This window comes from Ruegeria sp. A4 (assembly GCF_056543025.1).
The window spans coordinates 26616-45019 of sequence record NZ_JBQGAW010000008.1 but is presented as its reverse complement, the minus strand read 5'-3'; the positions used below and the strand labels follow the sequence as shown (position 1 = coordinate 45019).

21 protein-coding genes are annotated in these 18404 nt (G+C 57.1%); 9 read left to right on the top strand and 12 right to left on the bottom strand.

Annotated elements, in window-relative coordinates:
* Positions 1-72 precede the first annotated feature (72 nt).
* From ACR0E2_RS17560 to ACR0E2_RS17550, 3 genes are all read left to right on the top strand, one after another.
* Positions 73-360: a hypothetical protein gene (locus ACR0E2_RS17560; protein ID WP_152459287.1), complete on the top strand. Its 288-nt coding sequence runs from the start codon at positions 73-75 to the stop codon at positions 358-360.
* Positions 332-1033, top strand: a complete 702-nt coding sequence (locus ACR0E2_RS17555; RefSeq protein WP_152459288.1) for a winged helix-turn-helix domain-containing protein — start codon at positions 332-334, stop codon at positions 1031-1033. The genes ACR0E2_RS17560 and ACR0E2_RS17555 overlap by 29 nt, the downstream gene beginning before the upstream one ends.
* 106 nt (positions 1034-1139) lie before the next feature.
* A complete protein-coding gene (locus ACR0E2_RS17550) occupies positions 1140-2714 on the top strand; it encodes a DUF427 domain-containing protein (protein WP_480447360.1) in 1575 nt (524 codons plus the stop codon).
* Positions 2715-2814: 100 nt separating this feature from the next.
* On the opposite strand, the gene ACR0E2_RS17545 is transcribed toward ACR0E2_RS17550, so the two are convergent.
* The 4 genes from ACR0E2_RS17545 to ACR0E2_RS17530 form a co-directional block, all read right to left on the bottom strand.
* Complete coding sequence (locus ACR0E2_RS17545; protein WP_480447359.1) at positions 2815-3609, bottom strand: DUF1217 domain-containing protein; 795 nt, start codon at positions 3607-3609, stop codon at positions 2815-2817.
* Positions 3606-4007: a flagellar biosynthesis repressor FlbT gene (gene flbT, locus ACR0E2_RS17540; protein ID WP_152459291.1), complete on the bottom strand. Its 402-nt coding sequence runs from the start codon at positions 4005-4007 to the stop codon at positions 3606-3608. The genes ACR0E2_RS17545 and flbT overlap by 4 nt, the downstream gene beginning before the upstream one ends.
* Positions 4007-4381 (bottom strand): flagellar biosynthesis regulator FlaF, encoded by a 375-nt coding sequence (gene flaF, locus ACR0E2_RS17535; RefSeq protein WP_171230577.1) that lies wholly within the window; start codon positions 4379-4381, stop codon positions 4007-4009. Before flaF ends, flbT begins: the two co-directional genes overlap by 1 nt.
* A 77-nt stretch (positions 4382-4458) precedes the next feature.
* Complete coding sequence (locus tag ACR0E2_RS17530) at positions 4459-5670, bottom strand: flagellin (RefSeq protein ID WP_171119936.1); 1212 nt, start codon at positions 5668-5670, stop codon at positions 4459-4461.
* Here ACR0E2_RS17530 and ACR0E2_RS17525 point away from each other — a divergent pair.
* A complete protein-coding gene (locus ACR0E2_RS17525; protein WP_256367488.1) occupies positions 5660-5788 on the top strand; it encodes a hypothetical protein in 129 nt (42 codons plus the stop codon). The genes ACR0E2_RS17530 and ACR0E2_RS17525 overlap by 11 nt on opposite strands.
* A 91-nt stretch (positions 5789-5879) precedes the next feature.
* On the opposite strand, the gene ACR0E2_RS17520 is transcribed toward ACR0E2_RS17525, so the two are convergent.
* Together ACR0E2_RS17520 and ACR0E2_RS17515 are read right to left on the bottom strand one after the other, a co-directional pair.
* Positions 5880-6239: a flagellar biosynthesis protein FlgN gene (locus tag ACR0E2_RS17520; RefSeq protein ID WP_171233734.1), complete on the bottom strand. Its 360-nt coding sequence runs from the start codon at positions 6237-6239 to the stop codon at positions 5880-5882.
* Positions 6229-6504: a rod-binding protein gene (locus tag ACR0E2_RS17515; RefSeq protein ID WP_480447357.1), complete on the bottom strand. Its 276-nt coding sequence runs from the start codon at positions 6502-6504 to the stop codon at positions 6229-6231. Before ACR0E2_RS17515 ends, ACR0E2_RS17520 begins: the two co-directional genes overlap by 11 nt.
* A 110-nt stretch (positions 6505-6614) precedes the next feature.
* Between ACR0E2_RS17515 and ACR0E2_RS17510 the strand changes: the two genes are divergently transcribed.
* Genes ACR0E2_RS17510 through ACR0E2_RS17500 form a run of 3 tightly spaced genes read left to right on the top strand, consistent with a single transcriptional unit; the run spans position 6615 to position 9424 of the window.
* The gene (locus ACR0E2_RS17510; protein ID WP_480447356.1) at positions 6615-7838 is read left to right on the top strand and encodes a flagellar hook-length control protein FliK; all 1224 of its coding nucleotides are present in this window, start codon (positions 6615-6617) and stop codon (positions 7836-7838) included.
* A gap of 3 nt (positions 7839-7841) precedes the next feature.
* A complete protein-coding gene (locus ACR0E2_RS17505) occupies positions 7842-8504 on the top strand; it encodes a flagellar hook capping FlgD N-terminal domain-containing protein (protein WP_480447355.1) in 663 nt (220 codons plus the stop codon).
* A gap of 53 nt (positions 8505-8557) precedes the next feature.
* Positions 8558-9424 carry a phosphotransferase gene (locus tag ACR0E2_RS17500; protein ID WP_480447354.1) on the top strand — a complete coding sequence of 289 codons (867 nt, stop codon included), beginning with the start codon at positions 8558-8560 and terminating at the stop codon, positions 9422-9424.
* Positions 9425-9433: 9 nt separating this feature from the next.
* On the opposite strand, the gene ACR0E2_RS17495 is transcribed toward ACR0E2_RS17500, so the two are convergent.
* The 5 genes from ACR0E2_RS17495 to ACR0E2_RS17475 all read right to left on the bottom strand — a co-directional run bounded on the left by ACR0E2_RS17495 (position 9434) and on the right by ACR0E2_RS17475 (position 14725).
* Positions 9434-10735: an NAD(P)/FAD-dependent oxidoreductase gene (locus ACR0E2_RS17495; protein ID WP_480447353.1), complete on the bottom strand. Its 1302-nt coding sequence runs from the start codon at positions 10733-10735 to the stop codon at positions 9434-9436.
* Positions 10732-11550 (bottom strand): ABC transporter permease, encoded by an 819-nt coding sequence (locus ACR0E2_RS17490; protein ID WP_152459300.1) that lies wholly within the window; start codon positions 11548-11550, stop codon positions 10732-10734. Before ACR0E2_RS17490 ends, ACR0E2_RS17495 begins: the two co-directional genes overlap by 4 nt.
* Positions 11547-12437, bottom strand: coding sequence for an ABC transporter permease subunit (locus ACR0E2_RS17485; protein ID WP_152459301.1), 891 nt, complete (start codon positions 12435-12437; stop codon positions 11547-11549). The genes ACR0E2_RS17490 and ACR0E2_RS17485 overlap by 4 nt, the downstream gene beginning before the upstream one ends.
* Positions 12437-13564, bottom strand: coding sequence for an ABC transporter ATP-binding protein (locus ACR0E2_RS17480; protein ID WP_152459302.1), 1128 nt, complete (start codon positions 13562-13564; stop codon positions 12437-12439). The genes ACR0E2_RS17485 and ACR0E2_RS17480 overlap by 1 nt, the downstream gene beginning before the upstream one ends.
* A 75-nt stretch (positions 13565-13639) precedes the next feature.
* A complete protein-coding gene (locus ACR0E2_RS17475) occupies positions 13640-14725 on the bottom strand; it encodes a polyamine ABC transporter substrate-binding protein (RefSeq protein WP_480447352.1) in 1086 nt (361 codons plus the stop codon).
* A gap of 140 nt (positions 14726-14865) precedes the next feature.
* Between ACR0E2_RS17475 and ACR0E2_RS17470 the strand changes: the two genes are divergently transcribed.
* On the top strand, positions 14866-15549 hold the full coding sequence (locus tag ACR0E2_RS17470) for a GntR family transcriptional regulator (protein WP_171119944.1): 684 nt from the start codon (positions 14866-14868) through the stop codon (positions 15547-15549).
* A 77-nt stretch (positions 15550-15626) separates the two neighbouring features.
* Entirely contained in the window at positions 15627-17024 is a 1398-nt protein-coding gene (locus ACR0E2_RS17465) for an aspartate aminotransferase family protein (RefSeq protein ID WP_152459305.1), read from the top strand.
* Positions 17025-17077: 53 nt separating this feature from the next.
* On the opposite strand, the gene ACR0E2_RS17460 is transcribed toward ACR0E2_RS17465, so the two are convergent.
* Positions 17078-18394: a lytic murein transglycosylase gene (locus ACR0E2_RS17460; RefSeq protein ID WP_480447351.1), complete on the bottom strand. Its 1317-nt coding sequence runs from the start codon at positions 18392-18394 to the stop codon at positions 17078-17080.
* Positions 18395-18404 lie beyond the last annotated feature (10 nt).

Here is an 18404-nt window from a genome sequence, read left to right as displayed (position 1 = left end):
TATCGGATATCAGAGCCCGCAAACCCCTTGGGTTATTGAATATCGCGGCAACTCATGCGCAGGATGCGGCCTATGAAACAAATCCTCTCTTCTCTGACCTTTGCGGCCCTGATATCGCTTGGCTCTGCTGCGTCTGCGGCGGATTGCTATGCGGACTACAAGGCCAAGAAAGACAACCCGCTGCGTCTGCACTATGGGGTCATTCAGGTCTCGAACTGCGACAAGGGCCAGGCCCAGGCAGAAATCGCCCAGCGCCTGAGCGCGTCAGGCTGGACCTTGCTTGAAGTGCAGTCCGTTTTCGGGCCGGAAGGGTTGGATCAGAGGAAAGGCAATGCCGGAAAATTCTATCTCCGTTTCTGACGCGCGCCGGTCGGGGGTCCGTCTGGTCGTGCTGGGCGTCGCAGCCATTGTCGCCATTCTGATCACCGCCGCCGTTTTCCTGTTCTGGACCCTGCCGGACGCCAACGCATTCAACGCACGGGTCGAGCGATTGTTCATCGAGACCGATCTGACCTCGCAAACCGAAATCCGGTTGCTTGAAATTCTGGCCCAGTCCGGCACCGCCTTCGCCGACACCCTGTCCAGTTATCGGATGGTGATCTATGTGCTGCTGGTTTTTGCCTGCGCCATGATGGCCTCGGCATTGGTCTTTCTGGTGATGCTGGTACTGCTGAACCGACGCATGGCGCAGATCGAACGCACCGGCATTCAGGTGACCTCGTTGCTGATCAGCCGCGAGGAAAACACCGTCTACCTCAACAACATGGATTTCAAACTCACGCCCGCCGCCATGGAAACCCTGTCTGTTCTGGCTGAATCCCGGCTGGATGATGAGGTTTTGTCCGGCGCCCAGATCGAGGCGATGATTTCCGGCCGCAATGAGGCCGATTGCGACGAAGCCGCAGGCGCGACACGGATAAAACGGTTGCGGGATGCGCTTGGCAACCAGATGGTCAGTGAACTTCTGGTCAAGAACATCGCCAAAAAAGGGTATATGCTGTCCATCGAAAAAGACGTGATACAAATGGTCTGAGCCTTGCTGCATGACCGTATGCGTTGGCACTTTTCCGTTCTGCGCCTCTTGGAATGTGGGATGCAAAGCCCCATTCTAGAAAAAACCCAGGCAAGGGAGGTCGCATATGAACGTCCACGCCGCACCAAAAATCAATGGGTATGGAATCTCGGTTGAATCGCTGAATGGCAGAATTGCCATTTATCGCAATGATGTGCTTTTGGCTGAAAGCACAGATGCCAAGGTGATGTATGAAACGCGCCTGCCGCCCACGATCTATGTTCCCCGCGCGGATGTCTGTGTTGATCTGAGCGAAGAAACAGACCTGCAAACATTCTGCCCGTTCAAAGGCACTGCCACGTATCACGACATCAATCTGGGGTCCGAAAACCTGGCCAATTCTGTCTGGGCCTATGAAGAAGCCCTGCCCGAAAGCGCGGCCATTCAAGGCTGTATCGGCTTTGTGCCCGGCGCCTATACGAAAATCGATCTGGGCGACAACCGCCTTCGTGAACCTGAAGACGGCAACATCAGCGGCCCCCTGATCGATTGGTTAATGCGTGGTGCTTCGACCGCGGCAACACCCGAAAGCTTTACCAAAGCGCTGGCCGAAAAGATGCTGGAGCACGGCATCGCAATACAAAGGCTGAGCATTCTGGCCTGGTCCCTTCACCCCCTGATCGCGGGAAAGCACTATATCTGGGAAAAAGATGAAGAAGAGATTCTGACTAGGGCTCCGACATACGAAATCTATGATCACCCAGCTTTCATCAACAGCCCCTTGCGGCATGTCTCGAACGGCCTGGGTGGCGTGCGGCAAAGGTTGAATGATGAAAACCCGCAAAACAGCTTCCCGATCATGGAGGATCTGCGGGCCAAGGGCGCAACAGATTACGTGGCCATGCCCTTGCCGTTTTCCGACGGGCGCACCAATGTTCTGACGCTGACCTGCGATCACCCGGACGGGTTTACCACCGAAAATCTGGGCCTTGTCTTTGAATGTTCCTCGGTAATCGCCCGTTTCTACGAGGTGTTCATGCAGCGCGAAAACGCGCAGGTCCTGCTGGAAACCTATGTCGGCAAACGCACCGGCGCGCGCGTATTGGGCGGCGAAATCAGGAGGGGTGACGGGGATGAGATCGACGCCGCCATCATGTTCTGCGACCTCCGTAATTCAACGAGCCTGGAAGAGAAGCTGGGCCGGGGCGAGTATATCAATCTCCTGAACGAGTTCTTTGAAACGGTCTCGGGCATTGTTCATGACAACAACGGAGAAGTCCTGAAGTTCATTGGCGACGCTGTTCTGGCCGTTTTCCCGGCAACGGACGAGGATGCCAGTACGGCCCGCACCAATGCCCAGCGCTCGGCGATCAAAATCGTCGAAACTTTGGGAGAGCTGCGCAAAGAAGGTACGGACAGGCATTGCGACTGTTCGATCGGCGTCGCGTATGGGCGTGTCACCTACGGCAATGTGGGATCTCGCGAACGGCTTGATTTCACAGTTATCGGTCAGGCCGCAAACGTCGCCGCACGTTTGGGCGAGTTCGGCAAGTCGCAAGGGCACCGCATTGTCGTTTCAGAAGACATCGAACCGGCCTGTTCCAATGCTGTACCGCTGGGAGACGTCAATCTGCACAACGTGTCCCGACCCGTCAGATCATATGCTTTGCGAACCGCAGCCGATGAGATTCTGAACGGTTGAGGCCTTTCGTTGCAGTTCTGAAGAAAACCGCATTGCCTTGATCAGCGTGACGCCCTTGCGATCATGCTTCACCGACCACTTCGATCCGGAGGCGTTCTGCTCAAACGGCCACCAACAAGATCAATGCGGTCTGCGCCGGCGAGATCGTGTTCTGAAGTTGCGCAATCTGACTTCTGGCCAAATAGGTGTCGGTCAGTTTCTCGATGGACTTTGGGTTCGAAAACTGTGCCAGATCCTCCGAGCCGGTCAGTTTGAGCAACCTAGCCTTGAACTCGACGAGTTGTTTGTCAATGTCCAGCTGCGCAAAGGATGACGGCAGTCCAAGTGCCGTTTCCATCATGCTGCGCAAAGGGGGCAGCCCCATAAGATCAAACCACTTTGTGTCTGCGCTTGAGGTCCTGTTGGCAAGATCCGAAAGCTCTCGTTGTGCATAGAGCGAAATACGCATTGTTTCATCCGACTCGCCAACGGCAATTTCAAACCGGGCCGTCAAATTGGCCTGGGCGATTTGCTCCATGTCGGACGTCAGCGCGGTTTTTCGAACAGCACCGGGACCAAACCCAAAGGCGTCAGAAAATTCCCGGTATCGCTTGTCGGCCAATCGATTGGACAACGCGTCATCCGCCTGTGTCCCATCCTCGAGGATTTTGCGTATGAAAAACCGGTTGTCCAAATCTCCTTCCAACTCGAATGCACCCAAAGCGACCTGCAACAACCTGCGATCCGAAACCAGCTCTTCGGCGGATTGGATTTTCCCAATGTTGTCCAGAAAGTACTTTGTCTCTCTTTCATTCGCAGAGGACGACGAAAAACTCTGGAGCTGACTTTCATAGGTACGTTGCAGGAACCGCCAGCCCACGATTCCGCCGCTTGGGATGACGGGTTGGAATTTCATTGCTGGTAAGCCATCAGCCGCTCTTCGCGCGGCAGAAGCGAGCGAAGCGATTTGAGGCACTTGTAATAATGCTCTGCAACCAGGGCATCCGTGGCTTCGGCCAAGACCCGACGGCTATCTGCATCCGTAAAAACCTGGCTCAGCTCTTCCACGCGGCGCAACAATTGCTGACGTGCTTGGCCAGGTTCGATGTCCCCCGACAATACAAGCTGCGCGGCATAACAGACGCGGCGCACCGGCGTATTCACCTCATCCGGATGAATCGCATCCCGCAGTCGAAGTACATTTGCCTGTGGCGTCATGATCGAAAACCGGCCGCGGCGATCGCCATTCTCAATCACGACCCCGTTGATCAGAACCCTTTCTTTCGGGGCAAGCTTCAGGACCAGACCACTCATCAAGTTGCCCTCCTTTGGCGCAATCCGCGCAATACAGCCGTGTTGATTTCCACCAACGGTTCAACGGTTGCGCCGTCTCCCAGAACGCGGCTGCTGTGTTGTTCGGTGAATTCGGCAAGGTAGAAGATCCTAGCTCTCAGGTCGTTGGGCAGGGCATTCTCGGAATCGGCAACGCCGGTGGCGAGCACCCCCCATAGCCGCCGATTTTCGTGCACGGCCTGAACAAAGCCCGAAAAATCCGTTGCCTTTTGAGCGGTTGCTGCCTTCAGGCGCCGTGTGATCCTTGAAATCGCTTCGTATTCCGTGTCTCGAGGCGTCCGAGTCGGCGCGGCGGTTTGCGCATAGGTTTGATGGGCTAGGGTTTGCGGTGTCACTTGAAATCCTTCCAAAGGGCCGTCATCAGGCAGTCATTGTTGGGGCGCGAAGACCGCGCCCCAACCGATTTCGCGAATTAGCGGAACAGCGACAGAATCGACTGCGGTGCCTGATTGGCGATCGAAAGCGACTGTGTTGCCAACTGTTGCTGAACCTGAAGCGCCTGAAGCCGCGCCGAAGTCTCTTCCATGTCCGCATCGACCAGCGACCCGATACCTGACTTGAACGAGTCGGACAGGTTCGAGATGAACTCTTTCTGAGTTTCGATCCGGCTTTGAGAGGAACCAAAAGCAGCAGACGCGTCGATCGAAGTATCAATCAGCGACTCAACGGCGGCCAGGGCAGCGGTCGCACCCGCACCGGTCGAAACATCAATGCCGGCCAGCGCGCCCAGACCACCTGCACCGGCGTTCACGAATTGAGCCGAAAACGAAATGTCCGAGCCCGTACCGTTGGTGACAGACAAGGTTCCGGCTGTACCCGAGTCATAATCGACGGTCAGACCGGTAATCCCAAGCTCTTCAATCTTCGATTTCAACCCAACGGCAACCAGATCACCGGTTGTTGTCGCGGCAGCGTCTTCGGCGGAAACGGTATAGGATACGACCTGATCGTTGATCGCTACGACGACCTTGTCCCCGGCGGCAAAAACACCGCTGGATTCGTCGGTGACCAGTGCGGTTGCGGCGGTTGCGCCGTTATCGATGGTTGCGCCGACGCGATCGTTGCCTGTCGATGCGCCGGTCGAACCGTCAAAAACCTGCTTGGTGACATAACCACCGGTCGACAGGTTCTGCCCTGCAACGGTTATGGACGACGAGGTCACAGCACCTGTGTTGTCACGATCCAGCGATGCAAGGATCGAAGCGGAACCGGCAGAGCCGTCAACCAGGTTCAGACCATTGAACTGCGCCGCACTGACAACGGACGCGATCTGATCTTTCAGTGCAGTCACATCATCATTGATTTTGCCGCGGTCAACGTTGTCTTCCTGCGCCGCGACGATCTTGCCTTTCATCTGGGTCAGCAGATCAGTGACGGTTTCCGCGGCGTTCCGTGCTACGGCAACGGTCGATTCGCCAAGCGCAAGACTGTCCTTGATGGCGTTGAAACCTTTGACGTCCGACTCCATCACTTTGGAAATCGCCCAAACTGCCGAGTTGTCCTTGGCCGTCGCGACGTCCTTGCCGGTCGAGATTGCGTTCTGGGTCATCGCCAGGTTCTTGTTGACCGACTTGAGAGTTTGCAGCGCAACCATCGCGCCATTGTTTGTCAGAATGCTGGACATAGCTTTCATCCTTTTCCGTTCGGGCCATTTTGCCCATGTTCACCCCGCACTATTTGCGGGCATTGGTGTCTTTCTGACCTGTGCGACGCGCCGCGTGGCCGTTCGCGCCACCTGTTGATCTCAGGTGCAACACCACTTTTGAACCCGATCCCCTAACGGAGTGCTAAAGCGCCCGGCCCAGAAATTTCGGATTTGAATCAAACTTCCGCCTATGCCCGCTTTTCCAGCTTTGCCGTGCCGCGCACCGCGAATTCACTTCGCTGTCCGTCTGCACCATAGGTGCTGAATTCCTGCCGGACGCGCCGCAATTCGGCCATTCGGCTGGCGACCGCCCGGATGCCTTCAGCCGCGCTGTTCAGCAGCGCCTGATTGCGCTCGGCTTTTTGTTGAACGCGAATCAGTGCCTCACTTTCCAGCACCTGAAGATCATTGATTGCCCCGATCAGCTTTTCTTTTTCAGGCACCATGCTGGACAAACGGTCCAGATCCCCCTGCACAAGGGCGGCACGTTCCAAATCCAGGACTTCTTCCAAAGACTTGATCAACGCTTTGTCGGCCTTAGACGTCATCGGTTTTCTCCATCAGTGACTTGAACAGAATTTCGGAAAGGCCCACGCCACCGGACCGGGCCAGTTGCTGCGCCTGTTGTTGAACAAGCATCGAAGAAAACTGATCCTCACCGGCGCCACCGCCAAAGGACTGACGGGTCTTTCCCAACCCGGCGGATTTCAGCATTTCGGCCAGAAACGCGGCCTCCAGCTCTATGGCGGCGTTTTTCAGCCGGGTCTGGGGTGACTGTGATTGAGATACGTGAGGAAGGGTTGAAACCTTCATGGCATTCTCCGAATTTGCTTCGAACTTTCTCGATCAAAGGTGAAAGCGGTTAAAATAAACGTAACTTCCTACAGGCAGTGTTCCGACCAGTCACACGGAGCCGGAGCAAAATGCCCAACCCCCTAACGCTGGCGAACGCAACGCCGACCACGCCCGAGAAAGCCGTCACATCTCGTAAGGCACCGGGCCAAAACACTGGCTCGGAGAGCTTTCAGGATGTCCTCGGGCAAGAGGTTGGTGCCACCGGCAACCCTGAAGGCGAAAACGCTGCCATCAATGCCGAGCTGAAAAATGTCGAAGCAGTGCCCGAACCTGTGCCGGAGACAACGGCCGAGGCATCTGCAACGGCCCATCCCACCCAGATTTCAGAACACATCGGCGAACAGCAAACCCCTTCTGCATTCCCGCAAACCCCGGACTTGGACAAGGTAAAGATGGTGCCGGTTCAGATGGCGGAGGCAAATCAAGCACCCTCGGAAACACCAAATCAACCAACGGCATCGGTACCAAAGGGTTTGCCCACTCAAAGCGACGCGCCTTCCCCGGTTCCGGCGCCCTCGCAGAAGGCGCAGGGTCCGACGCCCCAGCCTGTGCAAGTGACAGCCATGACCGAAATCGGTCAGATGTTTGATCAGCTTGCAAAGCCCAAAGGCACGGTCGAACAAACGGGGGCCGTCCCCCTCCCGCTGGACGCTGAAAAGAAGCCGTTGCCCGAAGTGAACATTCCGACGCCCAAACCGTCAGCGCCTGACCGGGCGCCCTCGGTGGCGCAGCTTCAGCTGATGGCAACTGCCGTGGAAGCCGAAACCCTGGCACCCGTAGTCGAGGCTGAGGCCCTGCCTGCCGCCAGAGAGGAACCTTTGCCGCTGACCTCGCGTGAGTCCGTGCCTCAACTCGCGGCTCCGTCCACTGCCGCCCGAGCGGAAATCGCCCGGGCGATTGCTGGTCAGCTGTCGGCAGCTGTCCAGACTCGCACCGGATCAGGAGCAACGGAAATAGCGCTGAATCCGGAAGAGCTTGGGCGTGTGTCGATTGTTCTGAACGGCCGGGAGGACGGCCTGCAAATCACCATTGCGACCGAGCGCCCGGAAACCCTCGATTTAATGCGGCGTCATTTGTCCGTTCTGACGGAAGAGTTTCAGAAGCTGGGTTATGGGGATCTGAGCTTTGATCTGGGAACCTCTTGGGGTTCTGGCGCACATCAAAGGGACGCAAACGACGCTGACACACAATCCCCTTTCCATTCAGAAGCTGCGCCGCACGAACGGATCGATCACACAACTTCCCATCCACAGTATCTGGCCTCGGGCCGGGGCATCGACATGAGGTTTTGACCAATGATTACGCCTGTCAACACCACGCAGCCCGTTGCGGATCAACAAAAGGCCGGGGCACCTCAGAGATCCGCGATTACGTCGGACTTTGAGACATTCTTGCTGATGCTAACGGCGCAGGCAAAGAATCAGGATCCGTTGGAGCCGATGGATTCGACCGAATATGCGTCTCAGTTGGCGCAGTTCTCGATGGTCGAGCAACAAGTCCAGACCAATGACCTCTTGTCCAACCTGGCCAACGCATTGGGCGGCACGAAACTGAACGAGCTTGCAAGCTGGGTGGGCATGGACGTCCGCTCGACATCAGCCTTTCACTTTGACGGCCAACCCGTGACATTGTTCGCCCAGGCAGACCCTGATGCGGACGCGACGAAATTGGTGATCCGCGACAGTGATGGCACGGTAATCGATAACGTCACTGTACCCACGACAACCGAGGAGTTTGTTTGGGCCGGAGTGGATTCTTCAGGCAATCCATTGGCATCAGGCAACTACAGCGCAACCCTGGAAAGCTACAAAGGCGACAAGTTGCTCTCGGAAAAACCTGTCGCCGCCTACAATCGCGTCGTCGAAGCACAGGTTGGCGACGATGCTGTTTTGCTGACCTTGCAGGGCGGTCAGGTGATTCCCGCAACTCAGGTCACCGCAGTCCGAACTGGTGCTTGATCTGTCGGGCGGGACGGGCCAAACCTTGGCAAATCGACTCGCCATAAGAAGTGATGGAACCTCTGCCCGACTTGCCTGCCCCCCCTCGTGATCTGGTTGACCATCTTCACGCGCAAGGATTGGTCAACGCGCATCCTCGGTTCGAGACCTTGTACGGCGGGCGCACCAACAGGGTGTGGAAGGTCAAGGGCCGCGACAGTGACAAAGTCCTGAAACTTTACAGCACGGCATTGCGCAATCCTTTGTTTCGCAATGATGCAGAGTTGGAGGCCCAATGCCTGAAGGCGCTTGGCACCACGGGTTTCGTGCCAAGGCTGCGGGCCACAGGGCAATACGATGAAGCCCGTTGGGTGTTTTACGACCACGCCCCCGGAACCCCCTGGCGGCAGGATTCAGCCCAGGTTGGCGCCTTGCTGCGCAAGCTTCATACCCTGCCCATTGCCGTCCGGGCGCCAGCCGGATGCAATGGCAGCGCAGACTTGCGCGCTCATGGAAAAAGAATTCTGCAAGGCTGTACGTCAAACGGGCGCGACAAACTCGCTGATTTGCAACCTACGAATCCGGTCGCACCCACGGAACGGACGTGCCTGATCCATGGCGACCCCGTGGCAGGCAATATCCTGGTGGCGACCGGTGGTCTGACCTTGATCGACTGGCAATGCCCGGCCCTGGGCGATCCCTGCGAAGACCTTGCGCTGTTTTTGTCGCCTGCAATGCAGCAGCTTTACCGAGGCTCACCGCTGTCGAAGAAAGAGGAAGACCAGTTTCTTTCGGCCTACGGCAGGCCCGAAATCGTCGCGCGCTATGAACAGCTCAGGCCATGGTATGCGTGGCGCATGGCGACGTATTGCCTCTGGCGGGCTGAAAATGGTGCGCCCGATTACGCGACAGGGTTGAACTTGGAAACCGCAATTCTGTAACGCCCCGCCTCATCGCAGGTCGGCCAGCGCCAGCATGGCGTAGGCTGGCGGCATGAGCACACGGCGCCAGCGACCCAAAGGAAACCGACCCGGTGTTTGCGTCATCACGACCGGCAACCTGGAGTCCTGCCCCAGAACCAACCGTGCCAATGCTCGACCGCAATACGTGCCCATGGCGACGCCATTGCCGTGATATGCAAAACCGGCAAACATCCCCGGTTGATCCGGAACGGGGCCGACAAAAGGTGTCAGGGCCCGCGACAGGCACACCAAACCGGACCAGATATGAGTGACCTCGACCGTCGACCAAGCAGGAAACATACGTTTGAAATCCTGCTGAACCTTTCGCCGAATGGTTGCTTCAGCCTGGGCCGATGACCGCAGGCCGCCCCTCATACCAAACAGAAAGCGCCCGTCCGGCATCAGGCGGAAATAGTGCAACAGATTGCGCGTATCATAGCACATCTGATCAGATGTCCATCCCTGTGCCATCTGTTCGGTTCTACCAAGGGGTCGCGTTACCATAACGGTCGACTGAGCAGGCATGTATCGTCCGGACATCCAGGCCGGGATATCCTCGCTGGAATAGCCGTTGGTACTCACCAACACCGCCTGCGCTTTGACTGTCCCGCTCTGCGTTTGCAACACAAAGCCGGACGCCGTTTTTTCAACGCTCAGAACCGCGGAATTCCGGAACAGATGCGCGCCCATTGCTTCGGCGGCTCTGGCAATCCCAAACAGGTATTTGCGGGGATTCAACCCGAAACCAACCGGCGAAGTGTATCCACCATGAAACGCGCCACCCATGCCCTTCGCGGGCAGGTCTCTGGCTTCGTGCAGGGTTCCCGCCTCGTCGGCATTGCGGCGCAGCATGTCCATCGCCCGCCTGGAATGCGCCAGCTGGGTTTCCCCGCTGGAGTGGGTATCCGCATCGATCTGATGCTGTGCCAACAGATCGGCGACCAGTCGGACCGCTTCCTGTTCCGCTGCCGCATAGTCCAAAGCGGCATCGCAGCCAAATCGGCGCTGCATGGATGCGTGGCCAAGTTTTGAGCCGCCAAGACAGCAAAACCCGCCATTTCGGCCCGAGGCTCCCCACCCCGGTGCGCCGGCTTCGAACACCGCAACCGAAGCTTTTTCAGCCAAATGCAGAGCAGCCGAAACGCCTGTAAATCCGCCGCCAATGATGGCCACATCCACATGCATGTCACCCTGGAACTCTGGCCAATCCGGGCTGGCAACAGTTTCGTCCCACCAACAGCCGTCGCGAGGTTCGCTGCCATAGGCGTAGTCTGGAAAAATCCGCTTCATTCGGTGCGCGCTGCGGCCATTTCATCCTGCTGCTGACGTACCATCGCGCGTTTGGTCACAAGCGAGGCCGTGATTACCCCGACCGTCACCACAGCGATCATGATCGTCGACAACGCGTTGATTTCCGGGCTGACGCCAAGGCGCACGGCCGAGAATATCTTGATCGGCAATGTCGTTGCCGACGGCCCCGAAGTGAAGGATGCAATCACCAGATCATCAAGTGACAAGGTGAAGGCCAGCAACCAGCCCGAGATTACCGCTGGTGCGATGATCGGCAGGGTGACAAGACGGAAGGCTTGCGCGGGCGAACACCCAAGGTCCAGCGCAGCCTCTTCCAGCGAGCGGTCAAAGGTGATGAGGCGCGAGGATACGACAACGGAAACGAAACACATCGAAAAGGTCGTATGCGCCAGAACGATTGTCAGAATACCCCGATCCAGGCCGATGCCGATAAACAGCAAAAGCAGCGACAGGCCGGTGATCACTTCGGGCATGACCAGCGGTGCATAGATCATGCCGGAAAACAGTGTCCGACCAAAGAAACGCCCGCTGCGGACCAGCACATAAGCGGCGGCCGTTCCCAGAATAGTCGCCAGCGTCGACGAAAAGACCGCGACCCGGATCGTGACCCAGGCAGCATCAAGGAACGCTTCGTTCCGAAGCAGCTCTCCGTACCATTTCGTCGAAAACCCGGCCCAGACCGTGACCAGCTTGCTTTCGTTGAAGCTGAAGACGATCAGGATGATCATCGGGATGTACAGAAACGCAAAACCCAGCGTCAGCGAAACCGTGTTGAACCAGCTCAATCTGTTCATCCCTCGGCCTCCGCCTGTTTCTGCTGGTTGCGCTGGAACAGCACGATGGGAATGACGAGGATCAGCAGCAGCACGATGGCCACCGCACTTGCCACCGGCCAGTCACGGTTCGAAAAGAACTCTTCCCACAGAACCTTGCCGATCATCAGCGTACCGGAACCACCCAGAAGGGATGGGATCACGAATTCACCGATCACGGGGATCATCACCAGGAAACACCCTGCAATGATGCCGGGTTTGGACAGCGGAATGGTCACCAGCCAGAAGGCCTGCAAACGCGAACACCCCAGATCCTCGGCCGCTTCGATCAATGATCCGTCCAACCGTTCCAACGCAGAATAGATCGGCAGGATCATGAAAGGCAGATAGGTGTAGACGATGCCGATATAGACGGCAGTTGACGTGTTCAGGATCGTCAGCGGGGTCGAGATGATACCGGTCCACAGCAAGATCTGATTGAGGTACCCTTCGTTCGACAGAATGCCCATCCAAGCGTAAACCCGGATCAGGAACGAGGTCCAGAAGGGCAGGATGACCAGCATCATCAGTGTCGGTCGCCATTCCTGAGGCGCGCGGGCCATGCCGTAGGCAATGGGATAGCCCACCAGCAGTGTCAGGAATGTCGAAATCAAAGCGATCTTGACACTGGACAGGTAGGCTTTCCAATACAGATCGTCCTCGGTCAGCCAGACATAATTCTCCAGATCAAGCTGGCTGAAAAACTCCTTTATCCCCGCCCAACCGGCTGACAGGTCCAAAGTCGGGGTATAGGGCGGGATGGCAAGCGCGGTATCCGAAAGCGAAATCTTCAGAACGATGAAGAACGGCACCAGAAACAGGGCCAACAGCCAGACGTAAGGAATGGCGATCAGAACGGCGCGGCGCATCAGTTGGCCAGCAGAACCGCAGCCGTGGCTGTCCAGGACAGCCAGACCGGGTCTTCCCAGGTGAAAGATCGGCGCGAGATGCGGCGGGTGTTGGCCGTCTGCGCCTTGATGATTGTGCCGTTTGCCAATTCAACGTGATAGGTGGACAGATTGCCCAGATAGGCAATGTCGTGAACCTTGCCCTGCACGGCGTTGACCGCATCGACGGGCCGTTCGGCAGAGATTGTCACTTTCTCGGGGCGGATCGCCAGATGGCAGGACTGACCGTCTGAGAAAACAGCAGGCGAAGACGCCGAAAACGGGGCCTGACCTTCGGCCCATGCGATCTGATAGGCGTCCTCTCCGGATGGAGTCGCGCGGCCTTCGATGATGTTCACATCTCCGATAAAGTCAGCGACATAAACAGATTCAGGGTTTTCATAGATCCGATCCGGGGTGGCCACTTGCTTTAACTGGCCCTGATCCATCACCGCGACGCGGGTGGCAACTGTCATCGCCTCTTCCTGATCATGGGTGACGATGACGAAGGTGGTGCCGGTCTTTTCCTGGATATCCATCAATTCGAACTGGGTATCCTGACGCAGCTTCTTGTCCAACGCGCCCAGCGGTTCATCCAGCAGCAGAAGCTTGGGCGCTTTGGCCAACGAGCGCGCCAGTGCGACGCGCTGCCTCTGACCGCCCGAGATCTGATGCGGTTTGCGACGGGCGAACTGTTCCAGCCGGGTCAGGCGCAGCATCTCTTCGACCCGATCTTCCAGATCGTGCTTGGGCATGTTGTCTCGGCGCAGACCGAAAGCGATGTTTTCCCAGACACTCAGATGCGGAAACAGGGCATAGGACTGGAACATCATGTTCACGGCCCGCTTGTTCGGCGGGATGGGGTCGATATCCTGCCCGCCCAGCAGGATATGGCCTTCGGTCGGGGTCTCGAACCCGGCCAGCATCCGCATCATCGTTGTTTTGCCGCACCCAGAAGGGCCTAGCAGGGCAAAAAACTCACGTTCGAAGATATCCAGAGACAGGTTGTCGATCGCCGTGAACTCGCCAAAGCGCTTGGTCACGTTCTGGAACTGGATCAAGGGTTTCGCCTGTGGGTCATTCCACGGCGCAAAAACGTCAGAACTCAAAGCAGCCCCCGCATGGTCAGTTTGGACAATAGTGCGGCGGGGCGATCGCCAGACCGCCCCGCGCTTTTGACCGGATCAGGTGCCCGATTTGACCTTGGTCCACAGGCGCGTCACGACCCGCTGTGTTTTCGCGGGGTAGGGCGATTTAGTGTAGAGGTTGTTCATTGTTTCCTCTGTTGGGTAAATGGCTGGATCACCGATTACATCTTCAACAAGGAACTCCTGAGACGCTTTGTTGCCGTTGGCGTAGTAAACGTAGTTCGAGGCTGCCGCCATATTTTGCGCATCCATTATGAAGTTCAGAAACTTATGCGCACCTTCCGGATTCGGCGCGTCGGCAGGAATTGCCATCTGGTCAGACCACATGAGAGAGCCTTCTGCGAAAGCGTTGTAGGCTATCTCCACACCGTTGTCCGCCTCGATAGCACGATCCCGAGATTGTAGAACATCGCCCGACCAACCGACGGCAACACAGATTTCGCCATTTGCCAAAGCATTAACATATTCCGAGCTGTGAAATTTCTGAATGTAAGGACGTACAGACAACAAAGGTGCTTCCGCCTTAGCGATAACTTCTGGATCGGAACTATCGGGATCTTCTCCCAAATACTGTAGGACCATTGGAATAATCTCTGTGGGAGCATCTAAAAAATGCACTCCACAAGAAGCTAGTTTTTCCATATTCTCGGGCTTTAGGACCAAGTCCATGCTGTTTAGCGGAGCGTCTTCACCCAACACCTCTTTCACTTTGTTGACATTGATGCCGAGCCCCGTGGTTCCCCACATATAGTTAATCGAATACTCGTTCCCGGGATCGTATCTGGATGTCCTTTCTTCGATGACGTCCCACATGTTTTTCAAATTGGGCAATCGGGATTTGTCCAATTTTTGGTAAACACCCGCCTGAATCTGCCTTTGCATAAAGTCGGCCGTAGGCACCACCACATCGTATCCCGAACCACCGGCCAGCATCTTGGTTTCCAGAACCTCATTGCTGTCGAACACATCGTAAATCAGGGTCAGACCGGTTTCTTCCTCGAATTTGCTCAGCAATTCTTCGTCGATATAGTCAGACCAGTTGTAAACACGCACCTCTTCGGCGAATGCCGCCGAAGTCCCCAATGCGATGACCGCTGTCATGGTCAGCGTTTTGATTGTCATATTCTTCTCCCTGCAAGTGTACGGCTATTTTCCCGTTTTTTTGGATTTGATCAAGTTTTGCGTTTTTCCTCGATCCAGCGTATGGTTTCACGAGGTCTGTCACCTGACAAGTCAGGGTTAGTCGAAATGGGAAGAACCAATTGGATTTGATCAAAAATAAGGCATCTGCGTCGACAAACGACAAAGGGAAACAGCCCGCGCATGAGCAGGTTTATCAAACGCTCAGATCACAGATCCTGTTCGGCGAATTGGTTCCGGGCCAGCCTGTCACGATCCAGGGCCTGACTGATTCGCTGGGTGTTGGCATGACACCGGTGCGCGAAGCCATCCGCCGGTTGATCTCGGACGGGGCATTGGTGTTCCAGGGCAATCGGCGCGTAAGCGTGCCGCTGCTGTCCCCGGGCGATATCCAGGAAATGATCTTTGCCAGAACCTCAATAGAATCAGAGCTTTCAAGGCGCGCGACGTCGAATTTGCAGGCCGAGGACATCGATCATCTTGAGCGGCTCGATACGCATTTGGACCGTATGATCGCCGACGGGGATGTAGGCGGATATCTGCGTCTGAACCAGGCGTTTCACGAAACGCTGTACTCTCATGCAAACGCACCGATTCTCAGTGATCTCGCCGAAAGGCTTTGGTTGCGGTTCGGCCCTTCGCTGCGTGTCGTATGTGGTCGATTCGGGACTCAAAGCCTGCCGGATCGGCACAAGGATATCATTTCCGCCTTGCGCGAAGGCGACGCCGAAAAAGCGGCAAAGGCAACGGCTCAGGACATCGAACAAGGTATGGAATTGATGTCGGACGCCCTGACTTCCGCTTAACTCAGCCTGATTCGATTGACAGCGATGAATTTGATCATATTGTGATCCGCAACTGCGTTCTTGTAGGAGATTCTCCGATGTCCACCATAACCAACCATATGCCGACCGCCGAATTGCAGGCGCTGGATGCGGCGCATCACATCCATCCTTTCTCGGCCAATGGTGCGCTGGGGCAGGAAGGGGCCCGCGTGATTACACGCGCCAGCGGGGTTTACCTGACCGACAGCGAAGGTGAGGAAATCCTGGACGCAATGGCAGGTCTTTGGTGCGTCAATATCGGTTATGGCCGCGATGAGCTGGCCGATGTCGCGGCGCGTCAGATGCGCGAACTGCCCTACTACAACACCTTCTTCAAGACGACCCATGTGCCGGCAATCGCACTGGCGGCCAAAATCGCCGAACTGGCACCAGGTGATCTGAACCATGTCTTTTTCGCAGCTGGCGGGTCCGAGGCAAACGACACCAATATCCGCCTCGTGCGCACATACTGGGCCGAGAAGGGGCAGCCGGACAAAAATATCATCATCAGCAGGAAAAACGCGTATCACGGGTCTTCCGTCGGGTCGGCTTCGCTGGGCGGTATGGCAGGCATGCACGCGCAGGGCGGCATTCCGATCCCGAACATTCACCACATCAACCAACCCAACTGGTGGGCCGAAGGCGGCGACATGTCGCCCGAGGAATTCGGCCTGGCCCGCGCGCGCGAGCTGGAAGAGGCCATACAGGAGCTAGGCGAGGACCGTGTCGCGGCCTTCATCGCCGAGCCGGTTCAGGGTGCAGGCGGCGTGATCGTGGCGCCCGATACCTACTGGCCGGAAATTCAGCGCATCTGCGACAAATACGATATCCTGTTGATTGCAGACGAGGTGATCTGTGGGTTCGGCCGAACCGGCAACTGGTTCGGATCGCAAACCGTGGGCATCAAACCGCATATCATGACCATCGCCAAAGGGCTCAGCTCGGGCTATGCGCCGATCGGCGGGTCCATCGTGAATGACGAGATCGCCGAAGTGATCGGCGGGACGGAATTCAACCACGGGTACACCTATTCCGGCCACCCCGTCGCCGCTGCCGTGGCGCTTGAGAACCTGCGCATTTTGGAAGAAGAGAAGATCGTCGAGCATGTGCGCGATGTTGCCGCCCCCTATCTGAAACAGAAATGGGAGGCGCTGGCCGATCACCCGCTGGTGGGTGAGGCGAAGATCGTCGGAATGATGGCCTCCATCGCTCTGACACCCGACAAAGCCAGCCGCGCCAAGTTCGCGTCCGAGCCCGGCACGGTCGGTTATATCTGCCGTGACCGTTGCTTTGCCAACAATCTGATCATGCGCCATGTGGGCGACCGCATGATCATCTCGCCGCCGCTGATCCTGACCCCGGCGGATATCGACGAGATGTTCGTGCGGATTTACAAATCGCTGGACGAAGCGCAGGCGGAAATCATCGCTCAGGGGCTGATGAAAGCCGCTTCCTGAGATCAGAAAAAGGGTCTATTAAGGGGCGGCCCGCCTGGGTCGCCTCTTATTGTTCACCGCAGCCGCTCCAAAAGTGTCGCAGTTGGATAGCCATCCGGTACCAAGCCCTGCGCCAGTTGGTAGGCGCGAACCGCATTGATGGTGTTCGGCCCGGTGCGCCCATCGATACCCTTTGTATCGAACCCCGCATCAGTCAGGCGGGTTTGCAGCTCTTTCTTCTCGGTGAAGCTCAGCGCCCGCTCACCTCGGGGCCAGTCGGACTGAAACGGTGCGCCACCCGCAAGCCGGTCGGACAGGTGCCCGATACCGATCACGTAAACGTCGGCCCCGTTATAGGCCTCAATCACGCTGAAATTGTCGAAAATCATCAGCGCCACACCCTGCCCCCCGGCGGGCAAAAGGATTGCGGCTTGCCCGTGATCCGGGACCGGTTTGCCGTCACGCCCCACCACGCCGCGCGCCGCCCATTCTGACGGCAGCAGGGTGTAGTCCCGTTTGGCGGTGGCATAGTCGAACCCTTCGGGCAGGCGCACCTCGACGCCCCAGGGCTGCCCCTTTTTCCAGCCGTGCCGCGCCAGATAGGACGCGGCCGAGGCCAGCGCATCCGTCGGATCATCCGACCAGATGTCACGCCGACCATCGCCATCGAAATCAACCGCGTGATCCAGATACGAGGTTGGCATGAACTGCGTGTGCCCCATCGCACCTGCCCAGCTGCCCAGCATGTTTTTGGCGCTGACATCACCTGCCTGCACGATCCTCAGGGCGGCGATCAACTGCGTTTCAAAGAACTGCGCCCGCCGTGCATCAAAAGCCAGCGTCGCCAAGGAACTCAGCGTCCGGTTGCTGCCACGATAAGAGCCGAATGATGTTTCCAGCCCCCAGATTGCCGTGACCACTTCCTTTTCAACGCCATATTCCGCCTCGATTTGCTGCAACACCTGCCGATATCGTTGCATCGCGGCACGACCATTGGAAACGCGCGTGTCCGAGACGGCGGAATCCAGATACTCCCAGATCGGTTTCGAAAATTCAGCCTGATTGCGGTCTTTTTTCAGGATGTCCTCGTCAAAGATCATGTCCGAGAACACCCTGTTCAATGTTCTTTCCGATATACCCTGCTGCTTCGCGCGCTCCTGAAACGCGCCGAGCCAGGCCTGAAACCGTGCGGTCACGGCCGCGGACACCCGCAAAGCCTCAACCGCCGGGCGCGGGACCGGACGGATCGAAACCGCCACATCCGCCGAGACCAGCTGTATCGTTTTGCCGGACACTGCACTGTCTGGCCAAGTCGTTTTTTCTGATATGTCCGCCTGCACCATGGATGCCCACAATGCGACGGTCATGACGCCGCCTACGCATTTTTGCATTCCGATTTTT